Source organism: Vreelandella azerica, from assembly GCF_013112225.1.
In the GTDB taxonomy this organism is placed as follows: domain Bacteria; phylum Pseudomonadota; class Gammaproteobacteria; order Pseudomonadales; family Halomonadaceae; genus Vreelandella; species Vreelandella azerica.
Genome location: NZ_JABFHI010000001.1, coordinates 240,990 through 257,743 on the forward strand (window position 1 = coordinate 240,990; position 16,754 = coordinate 257,743).

Annotated in this window: 13 protein-coding genes and 4 pseudogenes; 15 read left to right on the plus strand and 2 right to left on the minus strand. The window is 54.7% G+C overall.

The features are described from left to right. Positions 1 to 170: 170 nt before the first annotated feature. From rnr to HLB35_RS01195, 9 genes and pseudogenes are all read left to right on the plus strand, one after another. Positions 171 to 2,597, plus strand: a complete 2,427-nt coding sequence (gene rnr, locus HLB35_RS01155; RefSeq protein WP_171701197.1) for a ribonuclease R — start codon at positions 171 to 173, stop codon at positions 2,595 to 2,597. Between the two features lie 38 nt (positions 2,598 to 2,635). Then, positions 2,636 to 3,435, plus strand: a pseudogene (gene rlmB, locus HLB35_RS01160) (23S rRNA (guanosine(2251)-2'-O)-methyltransferase RlmB). A gap of 260 nt (positions 3,436 to 3,695) precedes the next feature. Then, a complete protein-coding gene (gene rpsF / locus HLB35_RS01165; RefSeq protein WP_171701198.1) occupies positions 3,696 to 4,088 on the plus strand; it encodes a 30S ribosomal protein S6 in 393 nt (130 codons plus the stop codon). A gap of 32 nt (positions 4,089 to 4,120) precedes the next feature. Next, on the plus strand, positions 4,121 to 4,348 hold the full coding sequence (gene rpsR, locus HLB35_RS01170; protein WP_023004506.1) for a 30S ribosomal protein S18: 228 nt from the start codon (positions 4,121 to 4,123) through the stop codon (positions 4,346 to 4,348). An 11-nt stretch (positions 4,349 to 4,359) separates the two neighbouring features. Then, entirely contained in the window at positions 4,360 to 5,211 is an 852-nt protein-coding gene (locus HLB35_RS01175) for a YybS family protein (RefSeq protein WP_171701199.1), read from the plus strand. Positions 5,212 to 5,226: 15 nt separating this feature from the next. Next, the gene (gene rplI / locus HLB35_RS01180; RefSeq protein WP_171701200.1) at positions 5,227 to 5,673 is read left to right on the plus strand and encodes a 50S ribosomal protein L9; all 447 of its coding nucleotides are present in this window, start codon (positions 5,227 to 5,229) and stop codon (positions 5,671 to 5,673) included. Positions 5,674 to 5,794: 121 nt separating this feature from the next. After that, entirely contained in the window at positions 5,795 to 7,180 is a 1,386-nt protein-coding gene (gene dnaB, locus HLB35_RS01185; RefSeq protein WP_422822401.1) for a replicative DNA helicase, read from the plus strand. A 77-nt stretch (positions 7,181 to 7,257) separates the two neighbouring features. After that, positions 7,258 to 7,551, plus strand: a complete 294-nt coding sequence (locus tag HLB35_RS01190; protein WP_171701202.1) for a hypothetical protein — start codon at positions 7,258 to 7,260, stop codon at positions 7,549 to 7,551. Between the two features lie 208 nt (positions 7,552 to 7,759). Continuing rightward, complete coding sequence (locus HLB35_RS01195; RefSeq protein WP_171701203.1) at positions 7,760 to 8,062, plus strand: DUF6482 family protein; 303 nt, start codon at positions 7,760 to 7,762, stop codon at positions 8,060 to 8,062. A 139-nt stretch (positions 8,063 to 8,201) separates the two neighbouring features. Here HLB35_RS01195 and HLB35_RS01200 read toward each other — a convergent pair whose 3' ends face one another. Continuing rightward, complete coding sequence (locus HLB35_RS01200; protein WP_171701204.1) at positions 8,202 to 8,597, minus strand: thiol-disulfide oxidoreductase DCC family protein; 396 nt, start codon at positions 8,595 to 8,597, stop codon at positions 8,202 to 8,204. A 47-nt stretch (positions 8,598 to 8,644) separates the two neighbouring features. Then, positions 8,645 to 10,216, minus strand: a pseudogene (locus HLB35_RS01205) (cryptochrome/photolyase family protein). Positions 10,217 to 10,327: 111 nt separating this feature from the next. On the opposite strand from HLB35_RS01205, the gene hemH reads away from it, so the two are divergent. The 6 genes and pseudogenes from hemH to HLB35_RS01235 form a co-directional block, all read left to right on the plus strand. Beyond that, a complete protein-coding gene (gene hemH / locus HLB35_RS01210) occupies positions 10,328 to 11,401 on the plus strand; it encodes a ferrochelatase (RefSeq protein ID WP_171701205.1) in 1,074 nt (357 codons plus the stop codon). A gap of 156 nt (positions 11,402 to 11,557) precedes the next feature. Beyond that, positions 11,558 to 13,885 (plus strand): putative monovalent cation/H+ antiporter subunit A, encoded by a 2,328-nt coding sequence (locus HLB35_RS01215; RefSeq protein WP_171701567.1) that lies wholly within the window; start codon positions 11,558 to 11,560, stop codon positions 13,883 to 13,885. Continuing rightward, the gene (locus tag HLB35_RS01220; RefSeq protein ID WP_171701206.1) at positions 13,878 to 14,309 is read left to right on the plus strand and encodes a Na+/H+ antiporter subunit B; all 432 of its coding nucleotides are present in this window, start codon (positions 13,878 to 13,880) and stop codon (positions 14,307 to 14,309) included. The genes HLB35_RS01215 and HLB35_RS01220 overlap by 8 nt, the downstream gene beginning before the upstream one ends. 36 nt (positions 14,310 to 14,345) lie before the next feature. Continuing rightward, positions 14,346 to 14,693 carry a Na+/H+ antiporter subunit C gene (locus HLB35_RS01225; RefSeq protein WP_171701207.1) on the plus strand — a complete coding sequence of 116 codons (348 nt, stop codon included), beginning with the start codon at positions 14,346 to 14,348 and terminating at the stop codon, positions 14,691 to 14,693. Continuing rightward, positions 14,690 to 16,287: pseudogene (locus HLB35_RS01230) on the plus strand (Na+/H+ antiporter subunit D). The gene HLB35_RS01225 and the pseudogene HLB35_RS01230 overlap by 4 nt, the downstream one beginning before the upstream one ends. After that, positions 16,284 to 16,751, plus strand: a pseudogene (locus tag HLB35_RS01235) (Na+/H+ antiporter subunit E); the annotation flags it as partial. The pseudogenes HLB35_RS01230 and HLB35_RS01235, both read left to right, overlap by 4 nt. Positions 16,752 to 16,754: the final 3 nt, after the last annotated feature.

The window sequence follows — 16,754 nt, forward strand, 5'->3', positions numbered from 1 at the left end:
TGCTGCCAGCAGCGCTATACTGCCTACATGATCAAACATAATTGTATAAATTTCAGCTGTATTGCCGCTGACCCCGTTTGTATGCGACACCTGACGCTTGCGAAATCTCACCGCGCCCCATTAGCTGAAGATAAAGAAGCCGAAGATAAAGAATCAAGGATGCCGACTTTATGAATAAGTGGACGCTGAGTGACGACCCGCACGCGAGCCGTGAAGCACAAAAATATGATAATCCGGCACCCAGTCGGGAATACCTGCTGGCTGCGTTGGAAAATTACGGTAAGCCAATTACCCATGAAAACATGAGCCGCCTGCTGGGATTGGAAGATGAAGACCATCAGGAAGCGGTGCGCCGTCGCTTGGCCGCCATGGAACGTGATGGCCAGGTGCTGCGTGATCGCCGAGGCGCCTATGCGCTGATCAATAAACTCGATCTGATCAAGGGCAAGGTGCTGGGCCACCGTGACGGTTTCGGGTTTGTGCTACGCGATGATGGCAAAAAGCCCGATCTGGTACTGCCGCCACGTCAGATGCGCCGCGTTTTTCACGGCGACCATGTGCTGGTACGCGTTAGTGGTCGCGATCGGCGCGGACGCGATGAAGCTACCATTGCTGATGTGATTGCGCGTAACACCCAGACAATGGTGGGTGTCTATCGTAGCAATACGCCTGAATTTGGCGTGCTGGTGCCAGAAAATCCGCGTATCACCCAGGAAGTCATCATTCCCCATAGTGCTTCTGGCGGTGCCCAGGATGGTCAGGTGATTTCTGCCAGGATTACCCAGCAGCCAGCCACTCGAGTCCAGCCGGTGGGTGAGGTGATTGAGGTGCTGGGTGAGCGTATGGATCCAGGTATGGAAATTGATATTGCTATCCGCAGCTACGATATTCCGGCGGAGTTTCCGCCTGAGGTAATGGATCAGATCTCGACCATTTCCGCAGAAGTCGTTGAAGCGGATAAGCAGAACCGGGTTGATCTTCGCAATACGCCGCTGGTGACCATCGATGATGAGTCCGCCAAGGACTTTGATGACGCGGTCTGCGCCTGGAAAACTAAGTCGGGCAGCTGGAAGCTGGTGGTTGCCATTGCTGATGTGTCCCACTATGTGCGCCCTGGCGAGCCACTGGATGATGAGGCGCGCACGCGGGGTACGTCGGTGTACTTCCCTGGGCAGGTGGTGCCCATGTTGCCAGAGCTGTTGTCCAATGGGTTGTGCTCACTGAACCCCCATGTTGATCGCCTGGTCATGGTCTGTGAGATGAATATCTCCAAGACCGGCGCGATCAGCCGTTATCGCTTCTATGAAGCCGTGATGAACTCCCATGCGCGGCTGACCTATAACAAGGTGGCGGCGATTCTGGACCCGGACAGTGACGAAGGCGAAACGCTGCGCAGGGAACATGCCAAGCTGGTCAAGCCGCTCAAGGACCTGCATGAGCTGTATGGCATTTTGCACGACGCACGCATTGAGCGTGGCGCCCTTGAGTTTGACACGACCGAAACGGCGATCATCTTTAACGATGAGCGTAAGATTGAAAAAATTGTGCCGCGTAAACGTAATGACGCGCACAAAATGATTGAAGAGTGCATGCTGGCTGCTAACGTTGCTACTGCCCGTTTTCTGGACAAGCATGACCTTCCGGCCCTGTACCGTATTCACGAAAAGCCGACGCCTGAACGCCTCGACAAGTTGCGTCTGTTCCTCAACGAGCTGGGGTTGACGCTGCCCGGTGGTGATGACCCGACGCCGCAGGATTATCAGGCCCTGCGCGAGACGATCAAAGATCGCCCGGATGCGGATATCATCCAGACGGTGATGCTGCGCTCAATGAATCAGGCCGTGTATTCGCCCCAGAACGAAGGCCACTTTGGCTTGGCCTATCAGGCTTATGCGCACTTTACCTCGCCGATTCGCCGCTACCCGGATCTGCTGGTGCACCGCGCCATTCGCTCGGTGGTACGCGGCCCTCGCCAGACCAATACAGTAATGCGGGTAGAAGGCGCGCCTGTTGAGCCACCCAGCAAGTGGTGCCCGTATACCTTTGAGCAGATGGTTGAGCTGGGCGAGCACTGCTCGATGGCCGAGCGCCGCGCTGATGATGCGACACGAGACGTGGAAAGCTGGCTGAAATGCGAGTTCATGTCCGACAAGCTGGGTGAGACCTTTGACGGTACCATTGCCTCGGTGACCCAGTTCGGTCTCTTTGTGCGCCTGGATGAGTTCTATGTGGAAGGTCTGGTGCATGTGACGTCACTGCCATCGGATTACTACCACTACGAAGCAGAGAAGCACCGTCTTAAAGGTGAGCGCACTGGCACCACCTATCGCCTGGGTGACGGCGTCACCATTCAGGTGGCGCGGGTTGATATGGATGATCGCAAGATCGACTTCAGCCTGGCCGATGAAAAACCGCGTCCACGCCGTCAGCCGCGCAAGCGCCCGGCAGAGGCCAAACCGTCGGAAGACACCAAGGCAGCCGCGCCCAAAGAGGCTGCCAGGAAGTCGGACGATAAGAAAGCGGGTGACAGCAAATCCAAGTCGAATCGCCGTGGCCCGCAGCGCTCACGCCGTTCGCGCAAGCCTGCTGACAAATAATGGCTGGTCAAGGTAAGGAACCTCGCGTAAGGAACAACATGAAGTCGGCATCTCGTCGTGGAGCCAAGGCTCCTCAAACGCCTAAAGCACCTCAGGGGCTTGAGGTTGTGTATGGCATCCATGCCTTGCAAAGCCTGCTGCAGTGCGGTGAAGCCCCCGCGAGCTATGGTTGCAGGCAGGAGTGGAAAAGCGCCTGGAAGAACTGGCTGTCAAGGCAGAACAGCTGGGCGCGCGCCTGGTTAAACAGCCACGCGAGATGCTCGATCAGATGACTCAAGGGGCGGCTCATCAAGGGGTAGTGGCATTCTGTAAGCCGTTGGTGGCGGAAGGGGAGGAATCCCTGTGGCTGAAGCTGCGCGCCTGGTCGGCGCCCACGCCACCTTTGCTCCTGGTGTTGGACGGCGTCACCGATGTGCATAACTTTGGCGCCTGCCTACGTAGTGCTGATGCGGCCGGCGCGCACGGCGTGATTGTGGCCAAGGACAAGGCCGCACCGTTAAACGCGACGGTACGCAAGGTTGCCTGTGGGGCGGCAGAAGTCGTGCCTGTCTATCAGGTCACTAACCTGACACGCACCTTGGAGAAGCTCAAGCAGGAGGGTGTCTGGATTGCCGGGACGGCAGGTGAGGCGGCAACCAGCCTTTATGAGGTTGATTTTACTGGGCCAATGGCGCTGGTGATGGGGGCTGAAGGTAAAGGTATGCGTCGTCTGACCCGAGAAGCCTGTGATCATCTGGTTAAGCTGCCGATGGCAGGGCAGGTATCCAGCTTGAATGTCTCAGTGGCCACGGGAATCTGCCTTTTCGAGGCGGTGCGTCAGCGCCAGCTTGCAAGTTAATCCTCTGCCGACTAGAATGCATGCGCCCGTTTATCCATTAGGCGGGTGTTGCGTATGGCTGTTTTTGACCGACACTGTTCGTCCTAATAGAAACATCCATACGACAGGATCAGTGATAAGCACTGTCTCCAGTTCTGTTTGATGCTCCAGCGTCGTTCGCGGCAAAGTTTGGGGCAACTTTTCAGTCAACTCCTTGCTTCCCTGACGCTCCATGGCCTTGCCAGGGCGCTGAGGAAGCTGCCAAACCGTAAGGAGATTTTATGCGCCATTATGAAATCGTGTTCATGGTCCATCCGGATCAGAGCGAGCAAGTGCCGGCCATGGTCGAGCGCTACACCAGTATCGTTGCTGAAAATGCGGGTACTGTGCATCGTCTTGAAGATTGGGGTCGTCGTCATCTGGCCTATCCGATCAACAAGATCCATAAAGCCCACTACGTCCTGATGAACGTTGAATGTAACGCTGAGACACTCGAGGAAATCGAGAATATCTTCCGTTTCAACGATGCCATCATCCGTAGCATGGTCGTGCGTTGTAAAGAGGCCATCACTGAAGCCTCTCCGATGATGAAGCCGGTTGAAGAGAAGCGTCAACGTCGCGAAGAAAGACCGCGTACTGAAAACGAGTCTGAATCCGAATCTGAATCAGCCTGATCTATCCACCGCACGCATAAGGAGCTTTATCCATGGCACGTTTTTTCCGTCGCCGCAAGTTTTGCCGCTTCACTGCTGAAGGCGTCAAGCAGATCGACTACAAAGATCTTGACACGCTGAAGGCTTACATCACCGAAACCGGCAAGATCGTTCCGAGCCGTATCACCGGCACCAAAGCACGCTATCAGCGTCAGCTGGCAACCGCCGTCAAGCGCGCGCGTTACCTGGCACTGCTGCCCTATACCGATAGTCACCAGTAAGTAGAGACGTAATGCTGGCACTCGCCCGATGGTTAATGAAAGGCACGCCATACGCCGCTGGTGGCGCTGCACTGGCGACACTGGTGCCGTGGCTATTCTGGCTGGGCGTCGCTATTGCTGGCCTGGTAACGCTCAGGAAAGGCTTCGCGCCTGCGCTTCCTGTCATCATCGCAGCGGCAGTGCCCTCGGGATGGTGGTGGGCTCAGGGTGACGTCATACCGCTGGCAAGCCTGTTGCTTGTTACGCTGATGGCTGTCGTGCTGCGAGAGCGTATGCGTTGGGGGTTTGCCCTGATTGCTGGCACTGTCGTGGCATCTGCCATGGTGCAGTTAGGCATTTTCATCCCGCCGCAGGGCACCGAGCTGATGCTTGAGCAACTGCGTCAGGGCTCTGAAGAAGTGGATGGTATGCTCACTGAGCTGACCAACCAGGGTTACGATACCCAGACACTGGCTTCACTGGTGGTAGGCAACGTAACAGGGTTGGTGGTATTGCTGGCATCCATTGCCTGTCTGACCCTGGCGCGCAGCTGGCAGGCTGGGCTGTATAATCCTGGCGGGTTTCGGGATGAGTTCCATGCCTTCAGGCTAACCCCGAAAGAGCTCTTAACGCTCTTTGCGATTGGCGTTGCAGGCATGCTGTTGGGTATCTATGCACTGGCGATGCTGTGCTGGATTCCACTGCTAATAGCTGGCATTGCGTTGATACACGGTGTTATTGGATTAAAGGGGATGAACAGGCTGTGGCTGGTCGCTTTCTATATATTGCTGATCACTACCTGGCCTACGATTCTCATTGTGCTGCTTCTAGGGTTGATGGATACATTCGCGAACGTTCGCGCCCGTCTTGCCCGCAGCAATTGACAAGAGGTTTACGAGATGGAAGTCATTCTGCTCGACAAAATTGGTAAGCTGGGCGGCCTCGGTGACAAGGTCACTGTTAAGCCTGGTTACGGTCGTAATTTCCTGGTGCCTTACGGTCATGCCGTGCCAGCCACCAAAGAAAACATCGCTGCTTTTGAAGCTCAGCGTGTAGAGCTGGAAGCCCAGGCCGCTGAGCGTAAGGCTGAAGCTGAAGCTCGCGCGGAGCAGCTTAACGACATCGAACTGTCGCTGGTTTCCAAGGCAGGCGATGAAGGCAAGCTGTTTGGCTCAATCGGCCCGCGTGATCTGGCAGACGCCATTTCTTCTGCCGGGATCGAAGTGGCAAAGAGTGAAGTACGCATGCCGCAGGGTCCGATTCGCCAGACAGGCGAATACGACATCCACCTGCACCTGCATGCAGAAGTAGATGCTACCGTTCGTGTTGTGGTAATGGCTGAGTAAACTTGCTCGGTTAACCACCATGCGGTACATGAAGGGCGCGGGCAATCCCCGCGCCCTTTGCTGTTATAGTAAAAATGATGGTGGCTGGAAAACGTCCGTGGATGTGTGAGTCAAGGAGTGCATGATGCAGGATCCCGCCGATCAGGAAACGGCTGCTCTCAAGCTGCCGCCCCATTCATTGGAGGCCGAGCAGTCTGTTCTGGGTGGGCTGATGCTCGACAACCAGGCCTGGGATAACGTGTCGGATCGTCTGGTGGCCGATGATTTCTATCGCTATGAGCATCGTCTGGTGTTCAACGTCATGACGCATCTGGCAGAGGCTGGGCAACCACTGGATGTGGTGACATTATCCGAGGCGCTGGATGGTCGAGACCAGCTGGACACCGTGGGCGGGCTCGGGTTTCTTGCCGAGCTTGCACGCAACACGCCGTCAGCCAGCAATATTCGCGCTTATGCCGATATCGTCCGTGAGCGGGCTACCTTGCGTAAGCTGATTCGTGCGGCCAACCAGATTGCTGAAGGGGCGTTTGCTCCCCAGGGGCGGCCCGCAGATGAGCTGCTCAACGAGGCCGAACGGCTGGTTTTCCAGATCGCAGAAGAACGACCCAAGACCGGCGGCCCGATCGGGATGAGCGAACTGCTGACCAAGGCAGTCGATCGTATTGACGAACTGTTCAATATGAAAGGCCAGATGACTGGGCTCTCCTCGGGCTTCCGTGATCTTGATGACATGACCTCCGGTTTACAGCCCTCTGATCTGGTGATCATTGCCGGAAGGCCCTCAATGGGGAAAACCACGTTCGCCATGAATCTGGTGGAGCATGCGGTGATCGCCAGCGACAAGCCGGTGATGGTGTTTTCCATGGAGATGCCCGCAGATTCCCTGATGCTCAGGATGCTGTCGTCACTGGGTCGAATTGACCAGACGCGGGTGCGTACCGGTCAACTTGAGGATGAGGACTGGCCGCGACTGACCTCGGCAGTCAACCTGCTTAAGGACAAACAACTGTTTATCGATGATACCGCCGCGCTTTCTCCTAATGAGATGCGCTCGCGTATTCGTCGCGTCGTGCGTGAGCACGGCAATATGGCGATGATCATGATCGACTATCTGCAGCTGATGCAGATACCAGGGTTCTCGGAAAACCGTACCGGTGAAATTTCGGAAATTTCCCGCTCGCTGAAAGGGCTTGCAAAGGAATTCAACTGCCCTGTGATTGCGCTCTCGCAGCTTAACCGCTCGCTGGAGCAGCGTCCTAACAAGCGCCCAGTGATGTCAGATCTGCGTGAATCGGGCGCTATCGAGCAGGACGCCGACGTGATCGCCTTTGTTTATCGTGATGAGGTGTATAACCCGGATAACCCGGATAACCAGGGTCTGGCTGAGCTGATTATCGGCAAGCAGCGTAATGGGCCGATCGGGACGGTGCACATGGCATTCATCGGCAAATATACGCGCTTTGAGGATCTGGCGCCGGATAGCTATGGCGAAGCCTTTGGTAACTAGCTTGAGCTCTGAAAAGCAGCTCGTATAATATTACTTTACTTTTTAATGTATTGGTTGGTAAAACAGGAGAAATCGTAATGGCAGGTGGTTTCCGGCGTGGTAACAGACAGCGAACCCCCAAACTGCAGGCGCGTGGCGAGTTGCAGTCGCTTGAACGGGAAGGGCCTTTCAAGGAATGGCTGGGTATGCCGGATCTCTTTCGCTATTTTTTAGTGGTCGATGGCGAAAAATACAGCTACCAGACCGAAGATAGTGAAGTGCCGGTAAGCGTTGGTGATCAAGTGGTTTTTCGCTATAAGGAAACCAAGGCGGGTAACTGGATTGACCGTAATTCATTAGGTAAAGCCATTGATCCGTCTGAATATCAATAAATCCGGGTAGGGCCACCCGCTGGGTAACTGTTTGACCATGAACGCTTTCGGCTTATAAATGTCATATATCTGACACATTCAGGCAACAGGATCTTCACGCGGCGTTGTTAGGCTGTCATGCAGTTTTAAACCATGCCCATGAGCCTGTTTCCTGTGGGTGAAAGATGAACGATAAAATCAAAAAAGATAATATACGAAAGAGGTATTTATGGAACTCAAGGAACTGAAGCAGTTCGTAGCGGGCCACGATAACTTTGAAATCAGGGTAATTACCCATTCAGGTAGCCGCTTCTACCAAGTTGAACTAGAAGATGTAGAAGGTGAGCGCCACATGCTGACCCGCCGAGCCAAGCCGATGCTATTTCGTTCGCTGGATGATGTTTATCTTGAGCTTAAGCGCGCGGGCATCCATCGAGCGTATCTGGTGCAGCATGTGCCTCAGGATGAAGTCATTGGTCGTGATGCGCATTACAGCGCGCCCCTAACATCGCGTATGCCGCTGGTGTTTTAATCACATCGTTTTATTTTATTGGCTGAATACAAAGCAGTGAATGCTTGTTCATTTCATTCAGCCAATGGTAGCCGTTAATGCTATTAACCATTATCAAACCAACCAGTATCAAATCAACTAATAGTCACGTTAGTTGCCTTCATTTCTTTTTGCGTTTTTCCCACCAGTTGCCCAACCTGACCCGGTAGCGGGCAAACAGCCGATACCCAACATCCATCATGCCGCTTATGATCGGCAGACACGAAAACCTGACCAGGCGCTGATACCCCAGAACGGCATAAAGGGCACGGCTGGCATCCATACCGATGTACCAGTGTCCCGCATTATCCAGCACATGCAGTTTTCCCATCATGGTGTCAAAAGAAGCGCCATATTCACCTTGCAGAAAATCGGCCTGCTGGATATCCACCAGCTGAATGCGCTGGTGATGGCGATGTTTTGCGAGCCAGTCAACCTCAACGCGGCAGAAAGGGCAGTGGCCGTCGTAAAAGAGGGTGACGGGCGCTTTAGCGTTCAGAGTATCTCGTTGGCTCATCGTGGCCTCGTGGTTAAGTAATTAAGAAGTGTGCTGTATGTCACCTGTCAGTCAGAATAGTAACCGGCGGTATGCGTCGGCTGGCCATAGCCGGGTGCTGACGACAGCTCGCTAAGAAACTGTTCTGCCTGTTCGCGCATGGCAGTGCGCTTTTCGTCTTTCATGCGGTCAAGGGAGCCATAGATCAGCTTCATACGCGGATTGTGGTTTAACGCAGGTCGGTGAGTTTCCAGGAAGTGCCAGTAAAGGCTATTCAATGGGCAGGCCTTGGGGCCAGTCACCTGCTTGGGCGAATAGCGACAGTGCCGGCAGTGATCAGACATCTTGTCGATATACTTGCCTGATGCACAGTAGGGCTTGGAGCCCATCAAGCCGCCGTCGGCATGCAGCACCATGCCCAGGGTATTGGGTAGTTCGACCCATTCACACGCGTCGGCATAAACCGCCAGATACCAGTCGCATAACGCTTCTGGCTTGACGCCGCACAGCAGGGCAAAGTTGCCTGTCACCATCAGGCGCTGGATATGGTGAGCATAGCTGTTATCTATGGTCATCTCGATTGCGTTTAAGACAGCGCATATCGGTCTTGCCATCCCAGAAAAACGCCGGTAGCTCGCGCTGGAAACCGAGGCCATTGCGGGTTTTATATTCCGGCATCTGCGTCCAGTACAGGCCGCGCACATATTCACGCCAGCCCAGCACCTGGCGAATAAAGCCCTCAGCGGCGTTGATTGGCGCCTGGCCTTCAAGGTAGGCCTGTTCAACGGCGTGGCACACTTCCCGAGGGGACAGCAGGCCGATATTCAGGGCGACGGAAATCCGCGAGTGGAACAGGTAGGGTTCAGAGTCGCTGATTGCATCCTGGTAACGGCCAAAATCACTGAGGCGATAGGCAATAAAGTCGTCCAGTTCTGTCAGCGCCTGCTGGCGGGTGACGGGCCAGTTAAAGTGATCGATGCATCCGATATGCTCTGGGAAGTGGCGAGCTGCTAGGTTCAGGGCTTCCTGGGTGATGTCATCAATCTCATGCTGGCGCTGTTGGGGTAGGGCAAAGGTATCTGGCAAAGGCTCACGGTTATCATGATCAAAGTTCCATTGCCCGCCCGCTGGCTTTTTATCGGCATCCATCAGCAGGCCCGAGCGCTTGCGCTGCTCTCGATAGAAGTATTCAAGACGCAACTGCTTGCGACCCTGTGCCCATTGGCCAAAATCATCCGGGGTGGTGAAAAAGCGGTCATCTTCCACCAGTTGCCAGGGGATAGCGCCGTTAGCGCGGGCTTGCATGGCTTCCCATAAGCGCCATTCGCCTGGGCGAACCACCAGAACATGGTCGCAGTGGTAGGCGAGTGCCAGCCGCTCGGCTTCGTTGATCAAGGAATGGGTATTATCGGGGTCATCCAATGCGCTGTGATGTACCTGCCAGCCAGCTTCGCGCAGCTGCTGGGCAAAATGTCGCATAGCGGCTAAAAAAGCCCGATCTTATGGATATGATGAGGCACATAGGAAGCTTCATCGGCGACTTCGCAGAGCGCAACAATGGCGTTATCAGGCGCCTGGCGTAGCGTGGGCAGCGCAAGTGACAGCTGGTCACCGAGTACCAGTATCAACGGCTTGGACATGAGTTTACCTACTATTATACAAATGATGTTGATAGTATAACTTCATGCCGCCTTTTGGCTAACAGTGTTACCATTCGGGTCAGAAAATTTTTTGAGTTGCAGGAGATTGAAATGACAGAACAGGTAGAGATGGATCATCCCGGTGAAGGCCGTCTGGCCCATGCGGACAGCGACCACCCGCCGGTGGTGTCACATGCCAAGGTAGGCGTTGTGCTGGCGAATCTGGGCACTCCCGATGCCACTGACTACTGGTCCATGCGCCGCTACCTGAGCGAGTTTCTGTCAGACAAGAGGGTGGTCGATTATTCAAGCTGGCTGTGGCAGCCCCTATTGCAGGGAATCATTCTGTCAAAACGGCCATTCAGTTCAGGCGAGGCGTACCGCAGTATCTGGAACACTGAAAAGAACGAAAGCCCGCTGCTGACCACAACCCGTGCACAGACCGATAAAATGCGCGAACGTCTGAAGGCATTGTACGGAGACGATGTGGAAGTGGATTTCTGCATGCGCTATGGCAATCCGTCAACGCGGAGCGTGCTGAACCGTCTCAAGGAAAGAGGCTGTGAAAAAATTGTTTTCTTCCCTCTTTACCCACAATATGGCGGGCCGACCACCGCTACGGCTAACGATCAGGCGTTTCGCGTACTGATGGAAATGAAATGGCAGCCGTATATTCGTACCGTACCTGCGTACTTTGAGCACCCTGCTTACCTTGAAGCGCTGACCAACTCGATCAAGGAAGCCTACGAAGGGCTGGAAACCCGCCCAACCAAGCTGGTGGCCAGCTACCACGGTGTGCCCAAGCGCTACCTGATGGAAGGCGACCCCTACCACTGCCAGTGCCAGAAAACCACACGTCTGATGCGTGAAAAACTCGGCTTCAGCAAGGAGGAAGTGGATACCGCCTTTCAATCTCAGTTCGGGCCTGAAAAGTGGGTAGGACCGCAGACCGTTGACCACGTAGCGGAGCTGGCCAAGCAGGGTCATAAACATATTGCCATTCTGTCACCGGCATTCTCATCGGATTGCGTTGAAACCCTGGAAGAGATTCAGGAAGAGATCTATGAGAGCTTTATCGAAGCCGGTGGGGAAACGTTTACATACATTCCTTGTCTCAATGATCGTGATGATCACATTGAAGCGCTGCTGCAGGTAGTCAACAACGAATTGGCAGGTTGGTTGTAACTCCAGATCGCGTTGATCAACCAGTTGAAAAAGCGGCGAGCCATGGTTCGCCGCTTTTTTATGTATAGGGTTTTGTGTATAGAATAAAGTCGTCACTGTTATTCAAAAGCTGGATATTCATAAGTTGGGGTTGTTGTTCATAAGGAGAGCCGCTTGATACAGCTAACCGTTATAGCAGGGTTTATCCTGGCAGCCACGGTGCCTTTGCTGCATCGTTGGTTTGGTGAGCGCACCAGCCTGGTGCTTGCCCTCTATCCGGCGTTATTGGCCGTCTGGTTGCTTGAGCAGATGCCAGAAGTGCTGGCCCAAGGCAATCTGCTTTTCGAGTGGCAATGGGTGCCGTCCCTGGGCATCAGCCTGACTTTCATGCTCGATGGCCTAGCGTTGCTGTTTGGCTTGCTGATCAGCGTGATTGGCGTTTTCGTGCTGATCTATGCGGGAGGCTATCTCAGGAATCATACGGATCTGCCGCGTTTTCATATCGCCCTGATGGCTTTCATGGTGTCGATGTTCGGGCTAGTGCTGGCAGACGATTTACTGACGCTGTTCATTTTCTGGGAGCTGACCAGCATTACGTCCTATTTGCTGATCGGCTTCAACCATGATGACCTGGAAGCGCGCAAGTCGGCTCGCCAGGGCTTGTTTGTAACCGTGGCCGGTGGCCTGGCGTTAATGGCCGGCCTGGTACTGTTGGGCGTTGCCAGTGGTCACTGGTCGCTTTCAGAGATACGTGCTGATGACACTGACCTGCGTGAACACGCTCTGTATACGCCGCTTTTGATCTGTCTTCTGATCGGTGCCTTTACCAAGTCAGCTCAGTTTCCGTTTCACTTCTGGTTGCCTAATGCCATGGCGGCCCCTACGCCCGTATCGGCTTACCTGCATTCAGCCACCATGGTAAAGGCAGGCATCTATCTGTTGGCCCGCCTCCATCCTGAGCTTGGCGGCACTGCCCTGTGGGTGACCGTGCTTTCCGTTGTTGGTGGCCTGACCATGTTCACCGGCGCTTTTCTGGCCATCCGTTTCACCAATGTAAAAAAGCTGCTGGCGTATTCAACTGTGATGGCGCTGGGCGCGCTTACCATGCTGTTGGGGATTGGTACGCCTGCCGCCATGGTGGCCTTTGTTGCCTTTCTGATGGCTCACTCGCTCTACAAAGGGTCTCTGTTCATGGTGGCAGGTGCCCTGGATCACTCCACCGGCACCAAGGACGTTACCGCCATGGGCGGTTTGCGCTCATTAATGCCGGTGACCAGTGTAATAGCGTTTTTTGCCGCTCTTTCCCTGGCAGGTGTGCCTCCTCTGCTGGGCTTTATCGGTAAGGAGCTGATGTTTGAGGCGGCCCTGGGGGCCAACGCCTTCCAGCTACTGTTGGTGCTGCTGGCGTTTGCTTCTGCGATTCTTACCATCGCCGTGGCGGCCATCATTGCGTTGCGTCCTTTTTACGGGCCGCGCTTGATCACCCCTCGGGTGCCGCATGAAGCACCGCTGAGTATGCTGCTTGGCCCTGGAATACTGGCGTCACTATCTCTGTTGCTGGGTGTTTTTCCAGGCGTTGCCTCGGATTTGACGGCGGCAACGGTTACCTCACTGACGGGTCAGCCTTCAGACGCCTATCTCTCCTTGTGGCACGGCTTTAATCTGCCATTGTTGATGTCGATCATCAGCCTGGCGCTGGGTTTTTTGGCCTTCAAGCGCTGGGATCGCCTTAGGCCCAAGCTGGCGCTGCTGGCCCCCTTGATGCGCTATGGGCCGGAAGCGGGTTATGAAGCGCTGATAGATAACATTGCCCGGTTTTCCGTCTGGCAGACCAAGGTGTTGCAGAACGGCTATATGCGTAACTACATTCTGGTCATGTTGCTGACTCTGATTGGCCTGCTGATCAATTCGATTCTGGTGCGCCATTCACCGCTTATCAGCTTTTCACTGGATGTGCGCTTTTACGAGGTGATGGTGGTGGGTACCCTGGCAATGGGGGCGCTGTTTGCCACCTTGACCCGTTCACGTCTGGGCGCTGTGGTCTCGGTGGGTGTTATGGGGCTTTCGATTGCGCTGACGTTTATCTTTTTCAGCGCGCCGGATCTGGGCATCACCCAGCTGTTGGTAGAAACCCTGACCGTGATGCTGCTGGTGCTGGTGCTGTTTAGACTGCCGCGTTTTACCAGCTTTTCGACGACCCTGGAGCGCGTCCGCGATGGCCTGATTGCCGGTGCCATGGGTGTACTTATCTGTCTGCTGATCCTGACCGCCTGGAGCATTGATCAATTTGCACCCATTTCAGGGTATATGATCGAAAACAGTGCTCCTCTCGCTTATGGGCGCAATATCGTCAACGTCATCCTGGTCGACTATCGTGCCCTGGATACGCTGGGTGAAATGTTTGTGCTGGCGCTGGCGGCCATCGGAGTGATCGCTATGCTGAAATTTGACCATAAAAGCAGCCAAGGCCCCCGAACTGAGCGCAAGGAGCCTTACGATGGTTAAATCCGGCACGGTGATTCTCAATACTGCCGCGCGGTTTCTGATGCCGTTGCAGCTGATATTTTCAGTCTTTCTGCTGTTGCGTGGTCATGATGAGCCGGGCGGTGGCTTTATTGCTGGCCTGGTGGCCGCCGGGGCTTTCACGCTTTATATGTTTGCCTTCGGCGTGAGTGCAACGCGAGGCATATTGCGCATGATAGACCCCCGGGATCTGATTGGCGTAGGGCTTTTATTGGGCATGATATCGGTCGTGCCGGCCTGGTTCGTTGGTGAACCCTTCATGACCGCGCAGTGGTGGACGATACCCGTGGTTGATTTCAAGGCATCCACGCCGCTGATTTTTGACATTGGCGTTTACCTTGCTGTGCTGGGCGCTGTTACAGGTATGGTCATGTCGTTGATGGAGGTGGATAAGGATGAGCCGTAACCGTCGCTGTATCCAGATGCCAAAAGGAGGCTCTGTATGGAACCGCTAATGGCAGTTGCGATTGGAATACTCTATGCCACGGCTATCTTCATGATGCTCAGGCGTTCAATCGTCAAGCTGGTGATTGGGCTGATGCTGCTTTCCAACGCGGCCAACCTGCTGATTTTTACCACAGCAGGCATGACCCGAGGTGCGCCACCGTTAATACCTGAAGGAATGAGCGCCCCTGTGGGCAATGTGGCTGACCCGCTCCCTCAAGCCGTTGTATTGACCGCCATCGTTATCGCTTTCAGCGTACTGGCATTTGCCGTCGTACTGATCCGGCGTGCTTATGAAGTGGTCAAGGCAGATGACCTGGACAAGATGAAGGAAACTGACACGTGAGGCCTGAAGTCGCACTGCCCGTTCTATTACCTCTGCTATCCGGGGCTATTTCGCTACTGTTCTGGCGCTCGCGTCCAGTGCAGCGCTTTATTGGCATTGGCGGTAATCTGGCCCTGCTGGTAGTTAGCCTCTGGCTGTTTGTCGGCGTAATGGAAGAGGGTTATATCACCCTGGAAATGGGCGGCTGGCCGGCACCTTTTGGCATCGTGCTGGTGGCCGATGTGTTGAGCGCCGTCATGGTATTGATGACGGCCATTATCGGCTTGCTGATGGGGATCTACTCACTGGCAACAACCGGACGCGGGCATGAAAAATTTGGCTATTACCCCTTGATGCATCTGCTGCTGGCCGGTGTAGCAGGCGCCTTTCTGACCGGTGATATCTTTAACCTTTACGTCTGGTTTGAGGTCATGCTGGTGGCTTCCTTCGCGCTGATGATATTGGGCGGTGAGCGGGCACAGATGGAAGGCGCGATCAAATATGTGACCCTCAACCTGCTGGCTTCGATCATCTTTCTGACTGCAGTGGGCCTGACCTATGGCACCGTCGGTACGCTCAACATGGCAGATATTGCCCTGCGCCTGGATGCTGCCGAGCACAGCGGCATGGTCGAAGTGCTGGCGGTGATGTATATGGTGGCCTTTGGCATCAAGGCGGCGGCTTTCCCATTGTTCTTCTGGCTGCCCGCGTCCTATCACACACCACCGGTCGCAGTCTCTGCACTGTTTGCTGCTTTGCTGACAAAGGTCGGGGTGTATTCACTGTTTCGGGTGTTCACTCTGGTATTTGATCAGAGCATGGACTACCTGCAGGACATCATGCTCTGGGCAGCGGCGATCACCATGGTCACAGGTGTGCTGGGCGCTGCGGCACAGTTCGAGTTCAGGCGAATTCTGTCGTTTCATATCGTTAGCCAGATTGGCTATATGTTGCTGGGGTTAGCCCTCAACACGCCGTTGGCTATCGCTGGGGGCGTTTTTGCGGTGTTACATAACATGGTGGTGAAAACCAACCTGTTTTTGATCAGCGGGATTACTCATCGTCTGCTGGGCACCTACCAGCTTAAAAAGATGGGGGCCTCTACCGTGAGCGCCCCTGGTTGGCAGTGGCCTTCTTTCTTTCAGCGTTTTCGCTGGCCGGTATTCCGCCGCTATCCGGGTTCTTCGCCAAATTCGTGATTGTGCGTGCCGGGATCGAGGCAGAGGCCTATGTCGTCACGGGTATTGCGCTGGCGGTTGGGTTCATGACGCTGTATTCCATGGTCAAGCTGTGGAACGAGGTCTTCTGGAAAACCCTACCGGAAGACAATAACGTCCCTGAGGATACAACGCCCGGCGGGGATGACGGTCGGCTGATCAAGCCCAGCCTGGGCATGATGTATTTCCCGGTGATGATGCTGGCCGCGGCGACCTTGATGATAGGGGTGTTTGCTGAACCCATCATGCAAACGATGAATCTGGTTGGTGACCAATTGCTGGCACCAGAGCATTACATTGAAGCGGTGCTGGGGGTGACGCCCGGGAATGAAGTTGAATGGATCGACCAGGTAACGGCGCCACAGGATGGCGCGCAAAGTGAAGGGGGTACTCCATGACAGGGGCGATCTGGAACCTGCTGCTGGGACTTGCCTGGGTGATGTTATCCGGTGATTTCAGCGGACTGAATCTGCTGGTGGGGTTGGTATTTGGTTATATCACCCTGGTGCTGATCGAGCCCCAGTTGGCATCCCTCAAGGGTTATCCAGCGCGCATTCCGCGGATCATAGGTTTTGTGGGCTTTTTTCTTAAAGAGCTGGTTCAGGCTAATCTGCGCGTTGCCTTTGACGTATTGACTCCGCCCTGGCATATGCGCCCCGGCGTGATTGCCATGCCGCTGAATGCTAAAACCGAGATGGAAATCACCATGGTGGCTAACCTGATTTCATTAACGCCCGGCACCCTGAGTCTGGATGTTTCCGATGACCGTAAAGTGCTGTATATCCATGCGATGTTTCTGGATGATGAAGAGGGTTTGCGTCGCAATCTGAAAGAGATGGAACACCGCGCACTGGAGCTTTTCGCT

Coding starts and splice junctions, on each gene's coding strand:
- HLB35_RS01225 (WP_171701207.1), top strand. CDS start 14,346: ATGGAACCGCTAATGGCAGTTGCGATTGGAATACTCTATGCCACGGCT.
- dnaB (WP_422822401.1), top strand. CDS start 5,795: ATGATGCAGGATCCCGCCGATCAGGAAACGGCTGCTCTCAAGCTGCCG.
- HLB35_RS01195 (WP_171701203.1), top strand. CDS start 7,760: ATGGAACTCAAGGAACTGAAGCAGTTCGTAGCGGGCCACGATAACTTT.
- rpsR (WP_023004506.1), top strand. CDS start 4,121: ATGGCACGTTTTTTCCGTCGCCGCAAGTTTTGCCGCTTCACTGCTGAA.
- rpsF (WP_171701198.1), top strand. CDS start 3,696: ATGCGCCATTATGAAATCGTGTTCATGGTCCATCCGGATCAGAGCGAG.
- HLB35_RS01200 (WP_171701204.1), bottom strand. CDS start 8,597: ATGAGCCAACGAGATACTCTGAACGCTAAAGCGCCCGTCACCCTCTTT.
- HLB35_RS01175 (WP_171701199.1), top strand. CDS start 4,360: ATGCTGGCACTCGCCCGATGGTTAATGAAAGGCACGCCATACGCCGCT.
- HLB35_RS01190 (WP_171701202.1), top strand. CDS start 7,258: ATGGCAGGTGGTTTCCGGCGTGGTAACAGACAGCGAACCCCCAAACTG.
- hemH (WP_171701205.1), top strand. CDS start 10,328: ATGACAGAACAGGTAGAGATGGATCATCCCGGTGAAGGCCGTCTGGCC.
- rplI (WP_171701200.1), top strand. CDS start 5,227: ATGGAAGTCATTCTGCTCGACAAAATTGGTAAGCTGGGCGGCCTCGGT.
- rnr (WP_171701197.1), top strand. CDS start 171: ATGAATAAGTGGACGCTGAGTGACGACCCGCACGCGAGCCGTGAAGCA.
- HLB35_RS01220 (WP_171701206.1), top strand. CDS start 13,878: ATGGTTAAATCCGGCACGGTGATTCTCAATACTGCCGCGCGGTTTCTG.